This is a genomic window from Achromobacter sp. MFA1 R4, assembly GCF_900156745.1.
Lineage (GTDB): Bacteria > Pseudomonadota > Gammaproteobacteria > Burkholderiales > Burkholderiaceae_B > Achromobacter.
The window spans coordinates 5,570,627-5,585,744 of record NZ_LT707065.1; the positions used below are offsets into that span (position 1 = coordinate 5,570,627).

Sequence of the window (15,118 nt, forward strand, 5' to 3'; positions counted from 1 at the left end):
TCACACAGCCCGCTCATTGCGCGGCAGGCGCGGCGGCATCGCGGGCGTCCGCCAGCTTGGCCGGGTTCACGGGCGTCACGCTGACCTTCTGGCCGGGGACAGCGCCGCTCGCGCCCCCGACGATGACGCGGTCGCCCGGCGCCAGTCCCTCGGTGATGTGCCAGTCGCCGCCGCGCATCGTGCCGGTCTGCACCGCGCGGCTCTCCACGACGTCATCCGCCCCCACCACCAGCACCTGCGGCTTGCCATCGGTGCTGCGCGTGACGGCGCGCTGGGGCACCAGGATCGCTTCGGGGTCCACGCCCTGCTGCGTGCGCACGCGCACGTACATGCCGGGCAACAGCAACACGTCGGGATTGGCGAACTCGCCCCGCAACGCGACCTGGCCCGTGCCGCGGTCCACGGCGATGTCCGAGAACAGCAGACGGCCTTCGCGCTGCTGGTCGGTGCCGTCGATGGTGATGGAGATGCTGGCGCCCTCACCGGCGCCCAGGCGCCCGTCCTGCATGGCGGCGCGCATGCGCAGCATGTCGGCCACGGGCTGGTTGAAGTCCACGTAGACCGGATCGAGCTGCTGGATGGTCGCCATCACGGTGGCTTCGTTCTGGCCCACGAGCGCGCCTTCGGTCACCTGCGCGCGCCCGATGCGGCCCGAGATGGGCGCCTTCACGGTGGCGTAGTCCAGGTTCAGCCGCGCGGTCTCGACGTCGGCCTGGGCGGAGCGGCGCGCGGCCACGGCGCTCTTGAGCGTGGTGTTGGCGGTATCGAAGTCCTGCTGGCTGACGGCTTCGATCTTGACCAGCGGCGCGTAGCGCCTGACGACGGCCTGCGCGTCGGACACGGCGGCCTCGGCCTTGGCCAGCTCGCCCTGCGCGCGCGACAAGGCGGCCTTGAACGGCGCCGGGTCGATGCGGAACAGCACGTCGCCGGCCTGCACGTCGGCGCCTTCCTCGAAATCCCGGCTGAGCACGATGCCGGCCACGCGGGCGCGGACTTCGGCCACGCGCATGGGCTCGACGCGGCCGGGCAGTTCGCTGGTCAGCGCGTAGCGCTGGGGCTGCACCGCCAGCGCCTGCACCGGACGCGGTCCGGCCGCCTGCGGCTCGCCGCCCTCCTTCCCGCCGCACGCGGCCAGAAAGGTTGCCGCCGCCAACGCCGCCAGGGGCAGTCGCCATGCCTTGTTCCACATCATTCACATCCCCCGCGCACCGCGTCTTGAATTCAAAGAGACGCCGATGCTACCTTAAAGGATGATTTGAATCAATAATGATTCATTTGCGGCTATGCAGACTGACTTTGACCAAAAACAAGTCTTTACTTGATCAAATGACCAAAGTTTGTACAAAGTGAATCGACCATGATCCAATACCGGCCCAAGGGATAAGCAAAAACGGGGAGGAAGCAATGTCTGAAGAAGCCGGCCACGAACGGCTGCTCGTCGCGCTGGCGCTTGCCATGGTGGACCAGCCGCGCGCGACGCTGCAGGAACTGGCCAAGGCGGTCGGCGTCAGCAAGGCGACCTTGTACCGGTTCTGCAAGACGCGGGACCAATTGGTGTTGCGGCTCATGACGCACTGCGCGCACGTCATGAAGCAGGCGCTGGCGGATTCGCAGCTGGACACGGCCCCGCCGCGCGCGGCGCTGCGCAGCCTGATCGAACAGCATCTGGCGCACAAGGAGCTGACCGCGTTCCTGATCTACAACTGGAAGCCCGACACCGAACTGGAGCCGGACATCATGAACAGCTGGTCCGGGTATCAGGAAACGCTGGACGCGTTTTTCCTGCGAGGCCAGCGCGAAGGCGTCTTTCGCGTGGACATGACCGCCGCCGCGCTGAGCGAACTCTTGATTGCCGTCATCACCAGCATGGTGGACGCCGAGCGGCGCGGGCGCATCGCCCGCATGGGGATCGCCCAGGTCGCCGAACAGATGATGCTGCACGGCATCGCCGCCGAGCCCTCGGCGGCGCGGGGATGATCGCTGGGCTGACTGCGGGGTTGACCGCGGGGTTGACCGCGGGTTTGACCGCTACACAGCCGTCACCGGACGCCCATAGAACGGATAGCTCGGATCGTTGTAGCCGTGCGCGGACGCGTGGCCCGGCGTCACCCAGTCGTTCACCACGGTCTCGTCTTCGGGCGTGATCGTCACGTCCAGCGCCGCGTAGTAGTCGTCCATCTGCGCCAGCGTGCGCGGGCCGGCGATGACGGCCGTGACCACAGGATTGGCCAGCACCCAGGCGGTGGCGAAATGCCCCGGCTGCACGCCGCGCGCGGCGCTGTGCTGGACGAGCTTCTGGGCGATCTGCAGCGACTCCTCGCGGAACTCGGTGGCCAGGATGCGGCGGTCGCCGCGCCCGGCGCGCGTATCCGCCGCGGGGGCCTGGCCCGGCAGGTACTTGCCCGTGAGCACGCCGCGCGCGATCGGGCTGTACGGCACCACGCCCAGCCCGTAATGCTTGCAGGCCGGCAGGATCTCGACCTCCGGTCCGCGGTTCAGCATGTTGTAGTAAGGCTGGCACACCACCGGCTGCGGCACGCCCAGTTTTTCGCACAGGCGCATCACTTCGGCGATGCGCCAGCCCCGGAAGTTCGACAGGCCGAAGCTGCGCAGCTTGCCCGCGCGGATCAGGTCGCCCAGCGCCCACAGCGCCTCTTCGAGGTTTTCCTCGTGGTAGTCGCGGTGCAGGTACAGGATGTCCATGAAATCCGTGCCCATGCGCGACAGGCTCTGCTCCACCCCGCGGATCAGCCACTGGCGCGAGTAATGCGCCAGGTTCGGCCCCTTGCCGACGGGATTGCCGATCTTGCTGGCCAGCACCCAGTCGTGGCGCTGGCCCTTGAGCAGCTTGCCAACCACCTCTTCCGAACGGCCCTCGTTGTAGACGTCGGCCGTGTCGATGAAATTGAGCCCATGGTCGCGCGCCGACGCGACGATGCGCGCGGCCTCGTCATCGGGCGTCTGCTCTCCGAACATCATGGTGCCCAGGCAGAGCGGCGACACCCGGAGATTGCTGGTTCCCAGTCGGCGGTAATTCATGGCGTTTTCCTTGATCGGATGAAGAGGTCAGGCGTGGCCGCGCAGCCGCGCGGCCGAACGCCACATCTTGCCCGAAAAATCCTGACACGCCGCAAAACCCGCGCGGTGCGCCGGGCTTTGCCAGGTGTCAGACACCGGCGCCAGCATCCACCGCGGCCAGGATCTTGCCGAAGAGCGCATCCGCATGGGCCGAGTTGAGCCAGCGCACGATCACCACCATCTTGCGCTCCGGCTCCACCCACGTGAAGGAACTGCCCGCCCCCACCCCGAAGAAGCTGGACGACGGCACGCTGGGGAACACCTTGCCCTCGTGGTTCAGCCAGATCAGGTAGCCGTAGTACGGCGCGATGTCGCACGGCGTGCGCATGGCCTGCAGCCATTCGCGCGACAGGATCTGCTGCCCATTGGCCTGGCCGTCGTTCAGCAGCATCTGGCCGATCAGCGCCTGGTCGTTGGCGCTGATGGACATGCCGCCGCCCCAGTGCGACCCGCCCGGCACGGACGGCATGCGCTGGCCGTCGATCTCGACCCAGGCGTTGTCGTAGCCCACCCACTGCCAGTCTTCGCTGCAGCCGATGGGGCGCGTGACCGCCTCGCGGAAGACCTCCGGCAGCGGCTTCCTGAACAGGTGCAGCAGCGCATACGACAGCTGGTTGATGCGCACGTCGTTGTATTCCCAGTACGTGCCGGGCGTCTGCAACGGGCGCGCATCGCCCTTCTTGCCGTCGGGCGGCACGCCGAAGGTGACGGCGCGGTAGCGGTCCGCCTGGTCGGACACGCCGAAGCGTTCGCCTTCCCACTCGCTGGTCTGCTGCAACAGGTGACGCCAGGTGATGGACGCGTTGCGGCCTTCGTCAAAGCCGATGCCCGGCACGCGCTTGCCCACGGGCTCGTCCACGTCGGGCAGCAGGCCGCGGTCATGGGCCACGCCCGCCAGGATGGCCAGGTACAGCTTGGCGACGCTGAAGGTCAGGTCGGCGCGGTCGGGCTCGCCCCAGGCGGCCACCGTCTTGCCGTCCACCACGACCACGCCGGACACCGGCCCGCGGTCATGGATGGGGCCGAGCAGGCGGTTCCAGGGCGGCGGATCATTCAGGTGCACGCCAAAATTGCCCTTGACGCTGCGGTCCCAGGGCGATTCGTGGTCATTGGCGAACTGGATTGCCTGCTGCATGAGCGTATTCATCGGTTCCCTCGTAGTGATTGGTTCAGCCCGCCGCGCGTTCCGGCGCGCGGGACAAAAATTCCATGGCCGCCTGCAGCCCGCCCGCGCGGTGCGGGACGCCGGCCGCGGCCAGCCCCATCTCCACCCCGGCCAGCGTGCCGCACAGCGTCAGATCGTTGAAATGGCCCAGGTGGCCGATGCGGAAGATGCGGTCGGAGAGCTTGCCCAGCCCCTGTCCCAGCGACATGTCGTAGCGGTCCAGGATCACCTTGCGCAGCGCGTCCGCGCCGTGGCCCTCGGGCATCAGCACGGCGGTCAGCGCCGGACTGTGCGCGGCCGGGTCCAGGCTCAGCAGCTCCAGCCCCCAGGCCGCCACCGCGAGCCGCGTGGCGCGGGCGTGCCGCTGGTGGCGCGCGAACACGCGCGGCAGCCCTTCGGCGTGCAGCATGGCCAGCGCTTCATGCAGGCCATACAGCAGATTGGTCGACGGCGTGTAGGGGAAATAGCCTTTCTCGTTGGGCCCCAGCATCTCGCGCCAGTCCCAGTAGGACCGCGGCAGGCGCGCGGTCTCGGCCGCCGCCAGCGCGCGCGGCCCCACCGCGTTGAACGACAGGCCCGGCGGCAGCATCAGCCCTTTCTGCGAGCCGGCCACCGTGACGTCCACGCCCCATTCGTCGTGGCGGTAGTCGATGGAGCCCAGCGACGAAATCGTGTCCACCATCAGCAGCGCCGGGTGGCCGGTCTGGTCCATGGCGGCGCGCACCGCCGCGATGTCGCTGGTGACGCCGGTGGACGTCTCGTTGTGCACCACGCAGACCGCCTTGATGCGGTGCTGGGCGTCGTCGGCCAGGCGGGCGCGGATGGCGTCCGGGTCGACCGGATGGCGCCAGTCGCCTTCGATGTTGTCCACCTCCAGGCCCAGGCGCCCGGCCAACTTGCGCCACAGGCTGGCGAAATGGCCGGTCTCGACCATCAGCACGCGGTCGCCCGGCGACAGCGTGTTGACCAGCGCCGCCTCCCACGCCCCGGTGCCCGAGGCCGGAAAGATGACCACGGGACATTCGGTCTGGAAGACCTGCCTGATGCCCGCCAGCACCGCCCGCCCCAGCGCGCCGAACTCGGGTCCGCGGTGATCGATGGTGGGCTGGTCGATGGCGCGCAGGACCCGGTCCGGCACGTTGGTGGGTCCGGGAATCTGCAGGAAATGCCGGCCGGACGGATGGGAGTTCAGCGTGAGCATGCGGGGCCCCAAGGTGGACGATTTGTATACCAGCCGGTGCGGCGCGGCAGGCGAGCCGCGCGCTGCCGGCAGGCGGATATGCGGCATGCGTCACTCTATCCCATTGTTTTTTCCTGGATAACCTAGGGTATGCACCCATCAGAGCGGAGACAAAGTCAGGTTTATAGTCTGCGAAAACAAGGGGAATTTTTGTATACCAATGCGCAGCGATCCTAGCCTGATGCCGGATCACGCGATGGCCGATGCCTCGCCCGATCCCGCGCCGCAACCGGCGGCCCGTGCCGCCGGCGACGGCCGCACGCTGGCGGGCACGGCGGCGGGCGCGCTGCGCGAACGCATCATCCAGGGCGAGTTCCCGCCCGGCACACGGCTGAACGAACGCGCGCTGTGCGACCTGCTCGGCGTGTCGCGCACGCCGCTGCGCGAGGCGTTCCGCCTGCTGGCCGCCGAAGGCCTGGTGCAGATCGAACCCAACCGCGGCGCGCAGGTGGTGGCGCTGTCGCTGGCCAACATCCGCGAGATCTTCGAAGTCATCGGCGGCCTGGAAGCCATGTCTTGCCGGCTGGCCTGCGAACGCGCCTCGGCCGTGGAGATCGCGGAGATCCGCGCGCTGACCTTCGAAATGATGGCCAGCCATGCCCGCCACGATCTGCCGACGTACTTCCGGATCAACCGGGAAATCCACGAACGCATCAGCCTGGCGGCCCACAACAGCCTGCTGAAACAGCTTTACGACGCGCAGAACGCACGGATTCAGAACCTGCGCTTCGTGTCGAACGAAAACCGCCAGAAATGGGATCTGGCGATGCGCGAACACATAGAAATGGCAGAGGCCCTGGCCGCGCGCGACGCGGACCGGCTGGCAGCCATCATGCGGCAGCACCTGCAGCGCAAATGCGAGGCGGCGCTCAAAAGCCGGAGCGAGACGATAGATACGCAACACATGTAGTGTCTTCAAGAGGAGCCTTCACCATGGCTGATTGTCGCTTCACCCTTGCTACACCTGCGCTGTCCTCCCGTCGCACGCCCGCGCTCAAGGCCCTGGCCGCCTCGCTCCTGGCCTGCGCCGCCCTTGCCACCCAGCCGGCCTTTGCCGGCAAGAAAGACGACACCTTGCGCATGGCCTACGACCAGGCGCCGGAAAGCGTCGATCCCTACTTCAACAACGTGCGCATCGGCGTCATCATCGCCGCCAACGTGTGGGACACGCTGCTCTACCGCGACCCGGTCACCAATGAGTACAAGGGCCAGCTTGCCAAGAGCTGGAAGCAGATCGACGACAAGACCATGGAGTTCGAGCTGCGCCAAGGCGTCAAATTCCACAACGGCGAGGAGTTCGACGCCGACTCGGTGGTGTACACGCTGAACTTCGTGGCCGACCCCAAGAACAAGGCGGTCACGCAGCAGAACGTGTCGTGGATCGACAAGGTCGAGAAGATCGACAAATACACGGTGCGCCTGACCACCAAGCAGCCCTTCCCCGGCGCCAAGGAATACCTGTCCACCACGGCCGCCATCCATCCCGCCAAGTACTACCAGGAAGTCGGCCCCAAGGGCATGAACGCCAAGCCGGTCGGATCAGGTCCCTACAAGGTGGTGGACTACCAGCCCGGCAAGTCCATCACCCTGGAACGCAACGCCGACTATTTCAAGGACTCGCCCAAGGCGCAGCCCAAGATCGGCAAGGTGGTCATCCGCTTCATCCCCGACCGCCAGACGCAGATGGCGGAAGTGATCTCGGGCGGCGAAGACCTCATCATGAGCGTGCCCAAGGACCAGGCCGAACAGTTGGGCGGCATGCCCAACCTGCAGATGGTCACGGGCAACACCATGCGCATCGTGTTCATGCAGATGAACATCCTGGAGGGCACGCCCGCGCCGCAGCTCAAGGACGAGCGCGTGCGCCGCGCCATCATCCACGCGATCGACCGCGAATCCATGCTCAAGAACATCGTGGGCGAAGGCGGCGGGCTCATCAACACCATCTGCACGCCCTCGCAGGTGGGCTGCACGCAGGAAGGCGCGCCGACCTACAAGTACGATCCGGCGCAGGCCAAGAAGCTGCTGGCCGAGGCGGGCTATCCCAATGGCTTTGACATCGACATCGTGGCCTACCGCGAGCGCAACCAGACCGAGGCCATCATCAATTACCTGCAGGCCGTCGGCATCCGGGCCAAGCTGAACTTCCTGCAGTACGCCGCCATGCGCGACATGATCCGCGCCAACAAGGCGTCGCTCACGCACCAGACCTGGGGCTCGAACCTGGTCAACGACGTGTCCGCGTCCACGCCGGTGTACTTCGCCTTCGGCAACGACGACATTACCCGCGATCCCAAGGTGCGCGACCTGCTCAACAAGGGCGACCACACGATCGATCTCGCGCCGCGCAAGGCAGCCTACAAAGAGGCGCTGGACATCATCGCGGAAAAGGCCTACGCGGTGCCGCTGTGGACGCTGCCCGCCTACTACGTCGCCACCAAGGACGTGAACTTCAAGCCCTACTCGGATGAGCTGGTGCGCTTCTGGGACATGAGCTGGAAGTAAGGCGCGGTCCGCGCCGGGCCGGCCCCGTGCCTGCCCGGCGCTGCTGAACAGAGAGGTAGTCCTATGCTTTATTTCACGCTGAGGCGCCTGGGCCTGGCGGCCCTGGTGGCGCTGACCGTGTCCGTCCTGGCGTTCCTGCTGCTGCACCTGTCGGGCGATCCGGCGCTGGCCCTGGCCGGCGAAGGCGCGCGGCAGGCCGACATCGACTTGATCCGCAAGACCTACGGGCTGGACCGGCCCATCATCGTCCAGTACGCCGACTGGCTCTGGCACATCCTGCAGGGCGACTTCGGCACCTCGGTGTACTTCAAGACCGAGGCCGGACCGCTGATCCTGTCCAAGCTGGCCACCACGCTCAAGCTGGGCATGGCCGCGCTGGCCTTCGCGCTCCTGATCTCGATCCCGCTGGGCGTGCTGGCCGCGCTGTACAAGGGCAGCCTGATCGACCGTGTCTGCCTGGCCATCGCCGTGCTGGGCCAGGCGCTGCCGAATTTCTTCTTCGCGCTGATCCTGATCATGCTGTTCTCCATTTCGCTGCGCATCCTGCCGGTGTCGGGCAGCGGCACGTGGCAGCACTTCGTCATGCCGGCCATCGCGCTGGGCTACTACGTGGCGCCGGCCTTCATGCGCCTGATCCGCGCGGGGATGATCGAGGTGCTGGGCGCCGACTACATCCGCACCGCGCGGGCCAAGGGCCTGCCGGCCAGGAAGATCATCTTCAAGCACGCCCTGCGCAACGCCATCGTGCCCGTAGTCGCGCTGGCCGCGGTGCAACTGGGCTACCTGCTGGGCGGCTCGGTCGTCATCGAGACCATCTTCGCGCTGGACGGCCTGGGGTACCTCGCCTACCAGAGCATCACGTACAAGGACTACCCGGTCATGCAGCTCATCGTGCTGCTGCTGTCGGTGCTGTACGTGTTGCTGACGCTCGCCAGCGACGTGGCCAACGCGTGGCTCGATCCGCGCATCCGGGTGTCCTGACATGAACACGCCTATCCTCACTCCTTCCGCGCCCGGCGCGCCCGCGCCGGCGCCGCTGGAATTGTCCGCCTCCGCGCTGCGCTGGCGCCGGCTGCGCCGCAACAAGGCGCTTCTGGCCGGCGGCGGCATCCTGCTCGTCATCGTGCTGATCGCGCTGCTGGCGCCGTGGATCTCGCCGCACGATCCTTACTTCCAGGACCTGGCCTACCGCACCGCGCCGCCCGTCTGGTACGAAAAAGGCACCTGGCTGCACCCGCTGGGCACCGACCAGCTCGGGCGCGACTACATGTCACGGCTCTTCTACGGTGCGCGCATTTCGCTCCTGATCGGCATCAGCGTGGCGCTCATCTCGGGGCTCATCGGCACCGCGATGGGCATGGCCGCCGGCTACTTCGGCGGCAAGGTCGACATGGCCGTGTCGTTCCTCATCACCACGCGCCTGTCCATGCCGGTGATCCTGGTGGCGCTGGCCACCGTGGCCATCGTCGGCGGATCGCTGTGGGTGGTGATCCTGGTGCTGGGCCTGCTCAAGTGGGACCGCTACGCCGTGGTGATGCGCAGCGCCACGCAGCAGGTGCGCTCGCTGGAGTACGTGGCCGCGGCGCAGGCCGCGGGCGCCAGCACCTGGCGCATCGTCTGGGGCGAGGTCCTGCCCAACGTGGTGCCGCAGCTCATCGTGATCGCCACCCTGGAAGCCGCCAGCGCCATCCTGCTGGAGGCGTCGCTGTCGTTCCTGGGCCTGGGCGTGCAGCCGCCGCTGCCGTCCTGGGGCCTGATGATCTCCGAAGCCAAGGCCTACATGTTCTTCTCGTTCTGGCTGATCGCCATCCCGGGATCGGCCCTGGCGCTCCTGATCTTCGCGATCAACCTGGCCGGCGACGGCCTGCATCAACTCCTGACGCCTGAAGAGAGGGCCTGAGCATGAACAGCACGGATATCGTCCTGGACGTCCAGGGCCTGACGGTCGACATCGCCACGCCGCGCGGCGCGCTGCACGCGGTGCGCGACGTGTCCTTCCAGGTCCGCCGCGGCGAAACGCTGTGCCTCGTGGGGGAATCGGGCTGCGGCAAGTCCATGACCTCGCTGGCCATCATGGGCCTCTTGCCCAAGGCCGCCCGGCGCAGCACGCGCCGGCTGGCGGTGCTGGGCGAGGACCTGTCCACGGCGCGCGGCCGGCGCATCAACGCGCTGCGCGGCAGCAAGATGGCAATGATCTTCCAGGAGCCCATGACGGCGCTCAACCCCGCCTACGCCATCGGCGAACAGCTCACCGAACACTACATCCACCACCGCAAGGCCAGCAGCCAGCAGGCGCGCGACCGCGCCGTGGAGCTGCTGGAGAAGGTCGGCATCGCGTCGGCCGGCCAGCGCCTGGGGCAGTATCCGCACCAGTTGTCGGGCGGGCTGCGCCAGCGCGTCATGATCGCGATGGCGCTGATGTGCGGGCCGGAGCTCCTGATCGCCGACGAGCCCAGCACCGCGCTGGACGTCACCATCCAGGCGCAGATCCTGCGGCTGCTGGCCGACCTGCAGGCCGAACTGGGCATCGCGATGGTGCTGATCACGCACGATCTGGGCGTGGTGGCGCGCATCGCGCGGCAGGTGGCGGTGATGTACGCGGGGCAGATCGTCGAGGAAGGCCCCGTGGCCGACATCTTCGCCACGCCGCACCACCCCTACACGCAGGGGCTCCTGGGCTGTATTCCCGTTCCCGGCCGCACGGCGCCCGGCCAGGCGCTGGGCACCATTCCCGGCGTCGTGCCGTCCCTGGTGGGCGAGCTGCGCGGGTGCGCCTTCGCCGACCGTTGCCCGCATGCCCAGCCGCAATGCAGGCAAGCGGTTCCCGTCCACGGCCAGGCGACTGGCCAGCAATGGCGCTGCATCCTGGGCGCCGAAGGAGTGCCGGCATGAGCGCGCTGCTGCAAGCCGACGCCGTCAGCCGGCAATTCACCGTCCGCGCGGGGATGTTCCGCCCGCGCGCCACCCTGCACGCGGTCAATGGCGTGGACCTGGCCGTGGACCGCGGCGCGGTGCTGGGCATCGTGGGCGAGTCCGGCTGCGGCAAGTCCACGCTGGCGCGCATGCTGCTGGGCCTGACCCCGCCGAGCGAAGGCGCCATCCGCCTGGAAGGCCAGGACATCCGCCAGATAGACCGGCGCGCGCTGGCCCGGCGCGTGCAGCCCATCTTCCAGGATCCGTATTCGTCGCTCAACCCGCGCCGCTCCATCGCCTCCATCGTGTCCCTGCCGCTGGAGGTGCATGGCATCCCCAATCCCAGGATGCACAAGGCCATCGACATGCTGGAGCGCGTGGGCCTGCCGCCGCGGCTGGCCCACAACACGCCGGGCCAACTGTCCGGCGGCCAGCGCCAGCGCGTGGCGATCGCGCGCGCGCTGGTGATGCAACCCGAGATCGTGATCTGCGACGAGCCGACCTCCGCGCTGGACGTGTCGGTGCAGGCGCAGATCATGAACCTGCTGATGGATCTGCGGCGCGACTTCAACCTGACCTATGTCTTCATCAGCCACAACCTGGCGGTGGTCGAGCACATCGCCACCCACGTGGCGGTGATGTACCTGGGCCGCGTGGTGGAGTCGGCGCCCACCGCCCGCCTCTTCCATGACCCGCGCCATCCCTACACGCAGGCGCTGCTGGCGTCGGTGCTGACGCCCGAGCCCGGCCTGGGCATTCCCGACATGGGCCTGGGCCTGTCGTTTCCCGATCCGCTGCACCCGCCTTCCGGCTGCCCCTTCCATCCGCGCTGCCAGCACGCCATGGCGCAATGCAAGACCGAGCGCCCCGCGCTGGCCGAGCGCGACGGCGCGCTCGTCGCCTGCCACCTCTATCCGTCCGTCACCCCCATCTCCCAGGGAGTTACCCAGCCATGACCCGCGCACACGCCATCGCCCAGGCGGAACAATGCTTTGATTCCGGCGCCTTCCGCGCATTGCTGGCGCGCCGGCTGGCGCTGCCCACCGAAAGCCAGAACCCGGAACGCGCCGCCGTGCTGGCGGACTACCTCGAGTGCGAGATTCGCCCGGCCTTCGAGGCCCTGGGCTTTACCTGCCGCACCCTCACGCATCCGAAGGCGCTGGCGCCCTTTCTCTATGCCGAGCGCATCGAGGATCCCGCCCTGCCCACCGTGCTGGGCTACGGGCATGGCGACGTCATCCGGGGCCTGGAACGCGAATGGAAGGAAGGCCTGTCGCCGTGGGCGCTGACCGAGGCCGAAGGCCGCTGGTACGGCCGCGGCATCGCCGACAACAAGGGCCAGCACACCATCAACATGGAGGCCCTGCGGCTGGTGCTGGAAACGCGCGGCGCGCTGGGCTTTAACGCCAAGTACCTGATCGAGATGGGCGAGGAAACCGGCTCCATGGGCCTGCGCGAACTGTGCGCCGAGCATAGGGACCTGCTGGCGGCCGATCTGCTGATCGCCTCGGACGGCCCGCGCCTGAGCGCCAATCGGCCCACCATTTTCCTGGGCGCGCGCGGCAGCCTGAATTTCGATCTCACGATCGAGGCGCGCGCCGGCGGCCATCATTCCGGCAACTGGGGCGGGCTGATTTCCAACCCCGGCCTGCAGCTTGCCCACGCGATCGCCAGCATCGCCTCGCCCACCGGCAAGATCCTCATCCCCGAGTGGGTGCCCAAGGCGCTGCCGGCCGCCGTGCGGCGCGCGCTCGCCGACTGCGAAGTCGACGGCGGCGCGGACGGCCCCGACATCGAGCCCGACTGGGGCGAACCGGGCCTGTCGCCCGCCGAGCGCGTGTTCGGCTGGTGCTCGTTCGAGGTGCTGGCCTACAAGACCGGCAACCCCGACACGCCCGTCAATGCCATCCCCCCGCGCGCCTGGGCGCGCTGCCAGTTGCGCTTCGTGGTGGGCGTGGACCCCGACGACCTCATCCCCGCCCTGCGCCGGCACCTGGACAGCCACGGCTTTCCGATGGTCAAGATCTCCCTGACCCGCGAATCCATGTTCCGCGCGACGCGCATCGATCCCGACGACGCCTGGGTGCGCTGGGCCGTGGAATCGCTGGAACGCACGTCGGGCCAGAAGGCCGCGCTGCTGCCCAACCTGGGCGGCTCGCTGCCCAACGACATCTTCACCGACGTGCTGGGCCTGCGCACGATCTGGGTGCCCCACTCCTATCCCGGCTGCTCGCAGCACGCGCCCAACGAACACCTGCCGCCGGCACTGCTGCGGCAGGCGCTCAGCCTGATGACCGGGCTGTACTGGGATCTGGGCGCGGGGAATACGCCCGCGATCAGTAATCCCAGATGACCGGAACCCAGCGGAACGCATCGCCTTCCACCGCCACCCGTCCCACGGACGGGAACGGCAGGTGTGCCGCCACGAGCAGGCCCTTGTTTTCGGCCAGTTCGTTAAAGAGCGCAAAGCGCACGCGGGCCGATTCCTCGGGGTCGTGTTCGAAGCCGTTGTGCCATTCGGGATGGTCAAAGCCCACGGGGAACACGGCGTCGCCGGCAAACGTCAGGCGTTCGCCGCCCGAGACCAGGTCCACGACACAGTGGCCGGGCGTGTGCCCGCCGGTCAGGCGCACGGTCACGCCCGGGGCCACTTCGTGGCGGTCCTCGAAGACGCGGATCCGGTCGCGGTACGTTTCATAGAAGCTCGTCGCGGTCGAGCGCAGCACCGCGGGCACCGGCTTGGGCATGACCGTCTGCGAGAAATCCGGCGAGGTCCAGAACGCGACCTCGGTCGCATTCACGTGGATGCGCACATCGGGGCGCAGGCGCTCCTTGACGCCGGGGACCAGCAGCCCGCCCACGTGATCCATGTGCATGTGCGTAATGATCACGTCCGTCACGGTTTCGAGCGGGATGCCGGCCGAGGCAAGGCGCTGCGGGAACATGCCCGCGCGCGGAAAGCCCGGGAACTGGCCGCCCAGCCCCGCGTCGATAAGAATGGTCTGGTCGCCGCTGCGCGCCACCATCACGTTCAGCGGCCAGTCGAAGGCGTCCGGCGGCATGAACATGTGGTCCAGCCAGACGGCCAGGTCGGCGGGATCGGCGTTGGTCGCCATGGTTGAGGTGGGCAGCGGCAGCACGCCGTCGCTGACGACCAGCGCGTCGATGTCGCCGATCTGCACGGCGTAGCGGGACGGGACCAGGTCGATGAGTTCCTGGGTGATGGAATCCTGGGTAATGGAATCCTGGGTGTCTGCGGAATACATGGCGAAAGCTCCTTGATGGCGGGCGGACAGGCCGTGCGGCGCCCCGGGTCGGATGCATCCTTGATGGGGGGCCTCAGGCAGGGAAGAGACAGTGAGGGCATCGTAGGACCGGGGCCGTGCGCGCGGTAGACACGGCGCCGGAAGCACGATGTTGTGCGATGCGCACCAATGCGCGCGGGCAAGCCGTGATCACGTCGCGCAATCTCGGTTACGCTTGCGGCCTTTCACCCTCCGCCGAGCCTTCATGAAATCGCTTTCCCTCGCACTCGCCGCCGCGGCCTGCGCCCTGCAGCCTTCGCTGGCCCACGCCGCCTACACGCCCAACGCCAAAGAACAAGCCGTGCTCGAATACGCCATCCGTGAAGAGCACGATGGCTTGCTCCTGGCCGAGCGCCGCCTGCTGGGCCGCCAGATGGACCTGGCCCGCGTCGATGCCGAGGTCGTCTCCGACATGTACGCGACGGGCCCCAAAAAGCAATTGCCGGCCGTGATCGAAGAAGCCTTCGTGCTGAAGGCCAGGATCGATGCCGCCGCGGCGCAGGCCGGGGTGCTCACTTTCGCCGGCACCAGCGGCGCCACGGTGCGCGTCGCCCTGCCCGCGGGCGCCGCGCCCGCCGACGCGATGCTCCTGTGCCGCAAGCTGGCGTGGGCCGAGGGCGTGGTGACGTTCTCGCAATGCCAGGACTGGAAGCCCGTCGCCGAAAAGACCGTCGCAACATTCCGCGCCGACATCGCCGGCTTCCTGCAAGGCAAGCCCACCAGCAAGCACGTCGCGCAGTTCGTCATCGACTACTTCGTGGTCGCGGGCGACATGCCGGCCAAGTCCGGCTGCCCCGACGACCGCGCGGCGTGCGACCAGGCCATCCGCAAGACCGACATGACGCAGGCCGGATACCAGGCCGTCGAAAAACGCCTGCGGGCCGCAGGCGTCAAGGTCATCGACTGAAGACC

General features: G+C 68.0%; 14 protein-coding genes. 9 read left to right on the plus strand and 5 right to left on the minus strand.

Annotated features, from left to right (window positions below):
• Positions 1 to 13 precede the first annotated feature (13 nt).
• Positions 14 to 1,189: an efflux RND transporter periplasmic adaptor subunit gene (locus tag BXA00_RS25480; protein WP_076522122.1), complete on the minus strand. Its 1,176-nt coding sequence runs from the start codon at positions 1,187 to 1,189 to the stop codon at positions 14 to 16.
• Between the two features lie 215 nt (positions 1,190 to 1,404).
• Between BXA00_RS25480 and BXA00_RS25485 the strand changes: the two genes are divergently transcribed.
• A complete protein-coding gene (locus BXA00_RS25485) occupies positions 1,405 to 1,977 on the plus strand; it encodes a TetR/AcrR family transcriptional regulator (protein ID WP_076521156.1) in 573 nt (190 codons plus the stop codon).
• A gap of 51 nt (positions 1,978 to 2,028) precedes the next feature.
• Here the strand turns inward: BXA00_RS25485 and BXA00_RS25490 are convergent, their stop codons facing one another.
• The 3 genes from BXA00_RS25490 to BXA00_RS25500 form a co-directional block, all read right to left on the minus strand.
• A complete protein-coding gene (locus BXA00_RS25490; protein ID WP_076521157.1) occupies positions 2,029 to 3,039 on the minus strand; it encodes an aldo/keto reductase in 1,011 nt (336 codons plus the stop codon).
• Positions 3,040 to 3,166: 127 nt separating this feature from the next.
• Positions 3,167 to 4,225, minus strand: a complete 1,059-nt coding sequence (locus BXA00_RS25495) for a serine hydrolase (protein WP_076521158.1) — start codon at positions 4,223 to 4,225, stop codon at positions 3,167 to 3,169.
• Positions 4,226 to 4,247: 22 nt separating this feature from the next.
• Complete coding sequence (locus BXA00_RS25500) at positions 4,248 to 5,444, minus strand: alanine--glyoxylate aminotransferase family protein (protein WP_076522123.1); 1,197 nt, start codon at positions 5,442 to 5,444, stop codon at positions 4,248 to 4,250.
• Positions 5,445 to 5,679: 235 nt separating this feature from the next.
• Here BXA00_RS25500 and BXA00_RS25505 point away from each other — a divergent pair, with 235 nt between their 5' ends.
• From BXA00_RS25505 to BXA00_RS25535, 7 genes are all read left to right on the plus strand, one after another.
• The gene (locus tag BXA00_RS25505) at positions 5,680 to 6,393 is read left to right on the plus strand and encodes a GntR family transcriptional regulator (protein ID WP_076521159.1); all 714 of its coding nucleotides are present in this window, start codon (positions 5,680 to 5,682) and stop codon (positions 6,391 to 6,393) included.
• 23 nt (positions 6,394 to 6,416) lie between these two features.
• Positions 6,417 to 7,988 carry an ABC transporter substrate-binding protein gene (locus BXA00_RS25510; RefSeq protein WP_076521160.1) on the plus strand — a complete coding sequence of 524 codons (1,572 nt, stop codon included), beginning with the start codon at positions 6,417 to 6,419 and terminating at the stop codon, positions 7,986 to 7,988.
• Between the two features lie 63 nt (positions 7,989 to 8,051).
• Entirely contained in the window at positions 8,052 to 8,969 is a 918-nt protein-coding gene (locus BXA00_RS25515) for an ABC transporter permease (RefSeq protein ID WP_076521161.1), read from the plus strand.
• A 1-nt stretch (position 8,970) separates the two neighbouring features.
• Entirely contained in the window at positions 8,971 to 9,888 is a 918-nt protein-coding gene (locus BXA00_RS25520) for an ABC transporter permease (protein WP_076521162.1), read from the plus strand.
• Between the two features lie 2 nt (positions 9,889 to 9,890).
• Positions 9,891 to 10,880, plus strand: coding sequence for an ABC transporter ATP-binding protein (locus BXA00_RS25525; protein WP_076521163.1), 990 nt, complete (start codon positions 9,891 to 9,893; stop codon positions 10,878 to 10,880).
• On the plus strand, positions 10,877 to 11,857 hold the full coding sequence (locus tag BXA00_RS25530) for an ABC transporter ATP-binding protein (protein WP_076521164.1): 981 nt from the start codon (positions 10,877 to 10,879) through the stop codon (positions 11,855 to 11,857). Before BXA00_RS25525 ends, BXA00_RS25530 begins: the two co-directional genes overlap by 4 nt.
• Complete coding sequence (locus tag BXA00_RS25535) at positions 11,854 to 13,254, plus strand: M20 family metallopeptidase (protein ID WP_076521165.1); 1,401 nt, start codon at positions 11,854 to 11,856, stop codon at positions 13,252 to 13,254. The genes BXA00_RS25530 and BXA00_RS25535 overlap by 4 nt, the downstream gene beginning before the upstream one ends.
• On the opposite strand, the gene BXA00_RS25540 is transcribed toward BXA00_RS25535, so the two are convergent.
• Positions 13,238 to 14,167: an MBL fold metallo-hydrolase gene (locus BXA00_RS25540; protein ID WP_076521166.1), complete on the minus strand. Its 930-nt coding sequence runs from the start codon at positions 14,165 to 14,167 to the stop codon at positions 13,238 to 13,240. The two genes, BXA00_RS25535 and BXA00_RS25540, sit on opposite strands and share 17 nt — an antisense overlap.
• Before the next feature lie 244 nt (positions 14,168 to 14,411).
• Between BXA00_RS25540 and BXA00_RS25545 the strand changes: the two genes are divergently transcribed.
• Positions 14,412 to 15,113: a hypothetical protein gene (locus tag BXA00_RS25545; protein ID WP_076521167.1), complete on the plus strand. Its 702-nt coding sequence runs from the start codon at positions 14,412 to 14,414 to the stop codon at positions 15,111 to 15,113.
• Positions 15,114 to 15,118 lie beyond the last annotated feature (5 nt).

Excerpts from the sequence above, each read along its gene's own strand:
- BXA00_RS25515 (WP_076521161.1), top strand. The coding sequence starts at position 8,052 with ATGCTTTATTTCACGCTGAGGCGCCTGGGCCTGGCGGCCCTGGTGGCG.
- BXA00_RS25495 (WP_076521158.1), bottom strand. The coding sequence starts at position 4,225 with ATGAATACGCTCATGCAGCAGGCAATCCAGTTCGCCAATGACCACGAA.
- BXA00_RS25520 (WP_076521162.1), top strand. The coding sequence starts at position 8,971 with ATGAACACGCCTATCCTCACTCCTTCCGCGCCCGGCGCGCCCGCGCCG.
- BXA00_RS25530 (WP_076521164.1), top strand. The coding sequence starts at position 10,877 with ATGAGCGCGCTGCTGCAAGCCGACGCCGTCAGCCGGCAATTCACCGTC.
- BXA00_RS25485 (WP_076521156.1), top strand. The coding sequence starts at position 1,405 with ATGTCTGAAGAAGCCGGCCACGAACGGCTGCTCGTCGCGCTGGCGCTT.
- BXA00_RS25510 (WP_076521160.1), top strand. The coding sequence starts at position 6,417 with ATGGCTGATTGTCGCTTCACCCTTGCTACACCTGCGCTGTCCTCCCGT.
- BXA00_RS25535 (WP_076521165.1), top strand. The coding sequence starts at position 11,854 with ATGACCCGCGCACACGCCATCGCCCAGGCGGAACAATGCTTTGATTCC.
- BXA00_RS25490 (WP_076521157.1), bottom strand. The coding sequence starts at position 3,039 with ATGAATTACCGCCGACTGGGAACCAGCAATCTCCGGGTGTCGCCGCTC.
- BXA00_RS25505 (WP_076521159.1), top strand. The coding sequence starts at position 5,680 with ATGGCCGATGCCTCGCCCGATCCCGCGCCGCAACCGGCGGCCCGTGCC.
- BXA00_RS25545 (WP_076521167.1), top strand. The coding sequence starts at position 14,412 with ATGAAATCGCTTTCCCTCGCACTCGCCGCCGCGGCCTGCGCCCTGCAG.
- BXA00_RS25540 (WP_076521166.1), bottom strand. The coding sequence starts at position 14,167 with ATGTATTCCGCAGACACCCAGGATTCCATTACCCAGGATTCCATCACC.
- BXA00_RS25500 (WP_076522123.1), bottom strand. The coding sequence starts at position 5,444 with ATGCTCACGCTGAACTCCCATCCGTCCGGCCGGCATTTCCTGCAGATT.
- BXA00_RS25480 (WP_076522122.1), bottom strand. The coding sequence starts at position 1,189 with ATGTGGAACAAGGCATGGCGACTGCCCCTGGCGGCGTTGGCGGCGGCA.
- BXA00_RS25525 (WP_076521163.1), top strand. The coding sequence starts at position 9,891 with ATGAACAGCACGGATATCGTCCTGGACGTCCAGGGCCTGACGGTCGAC.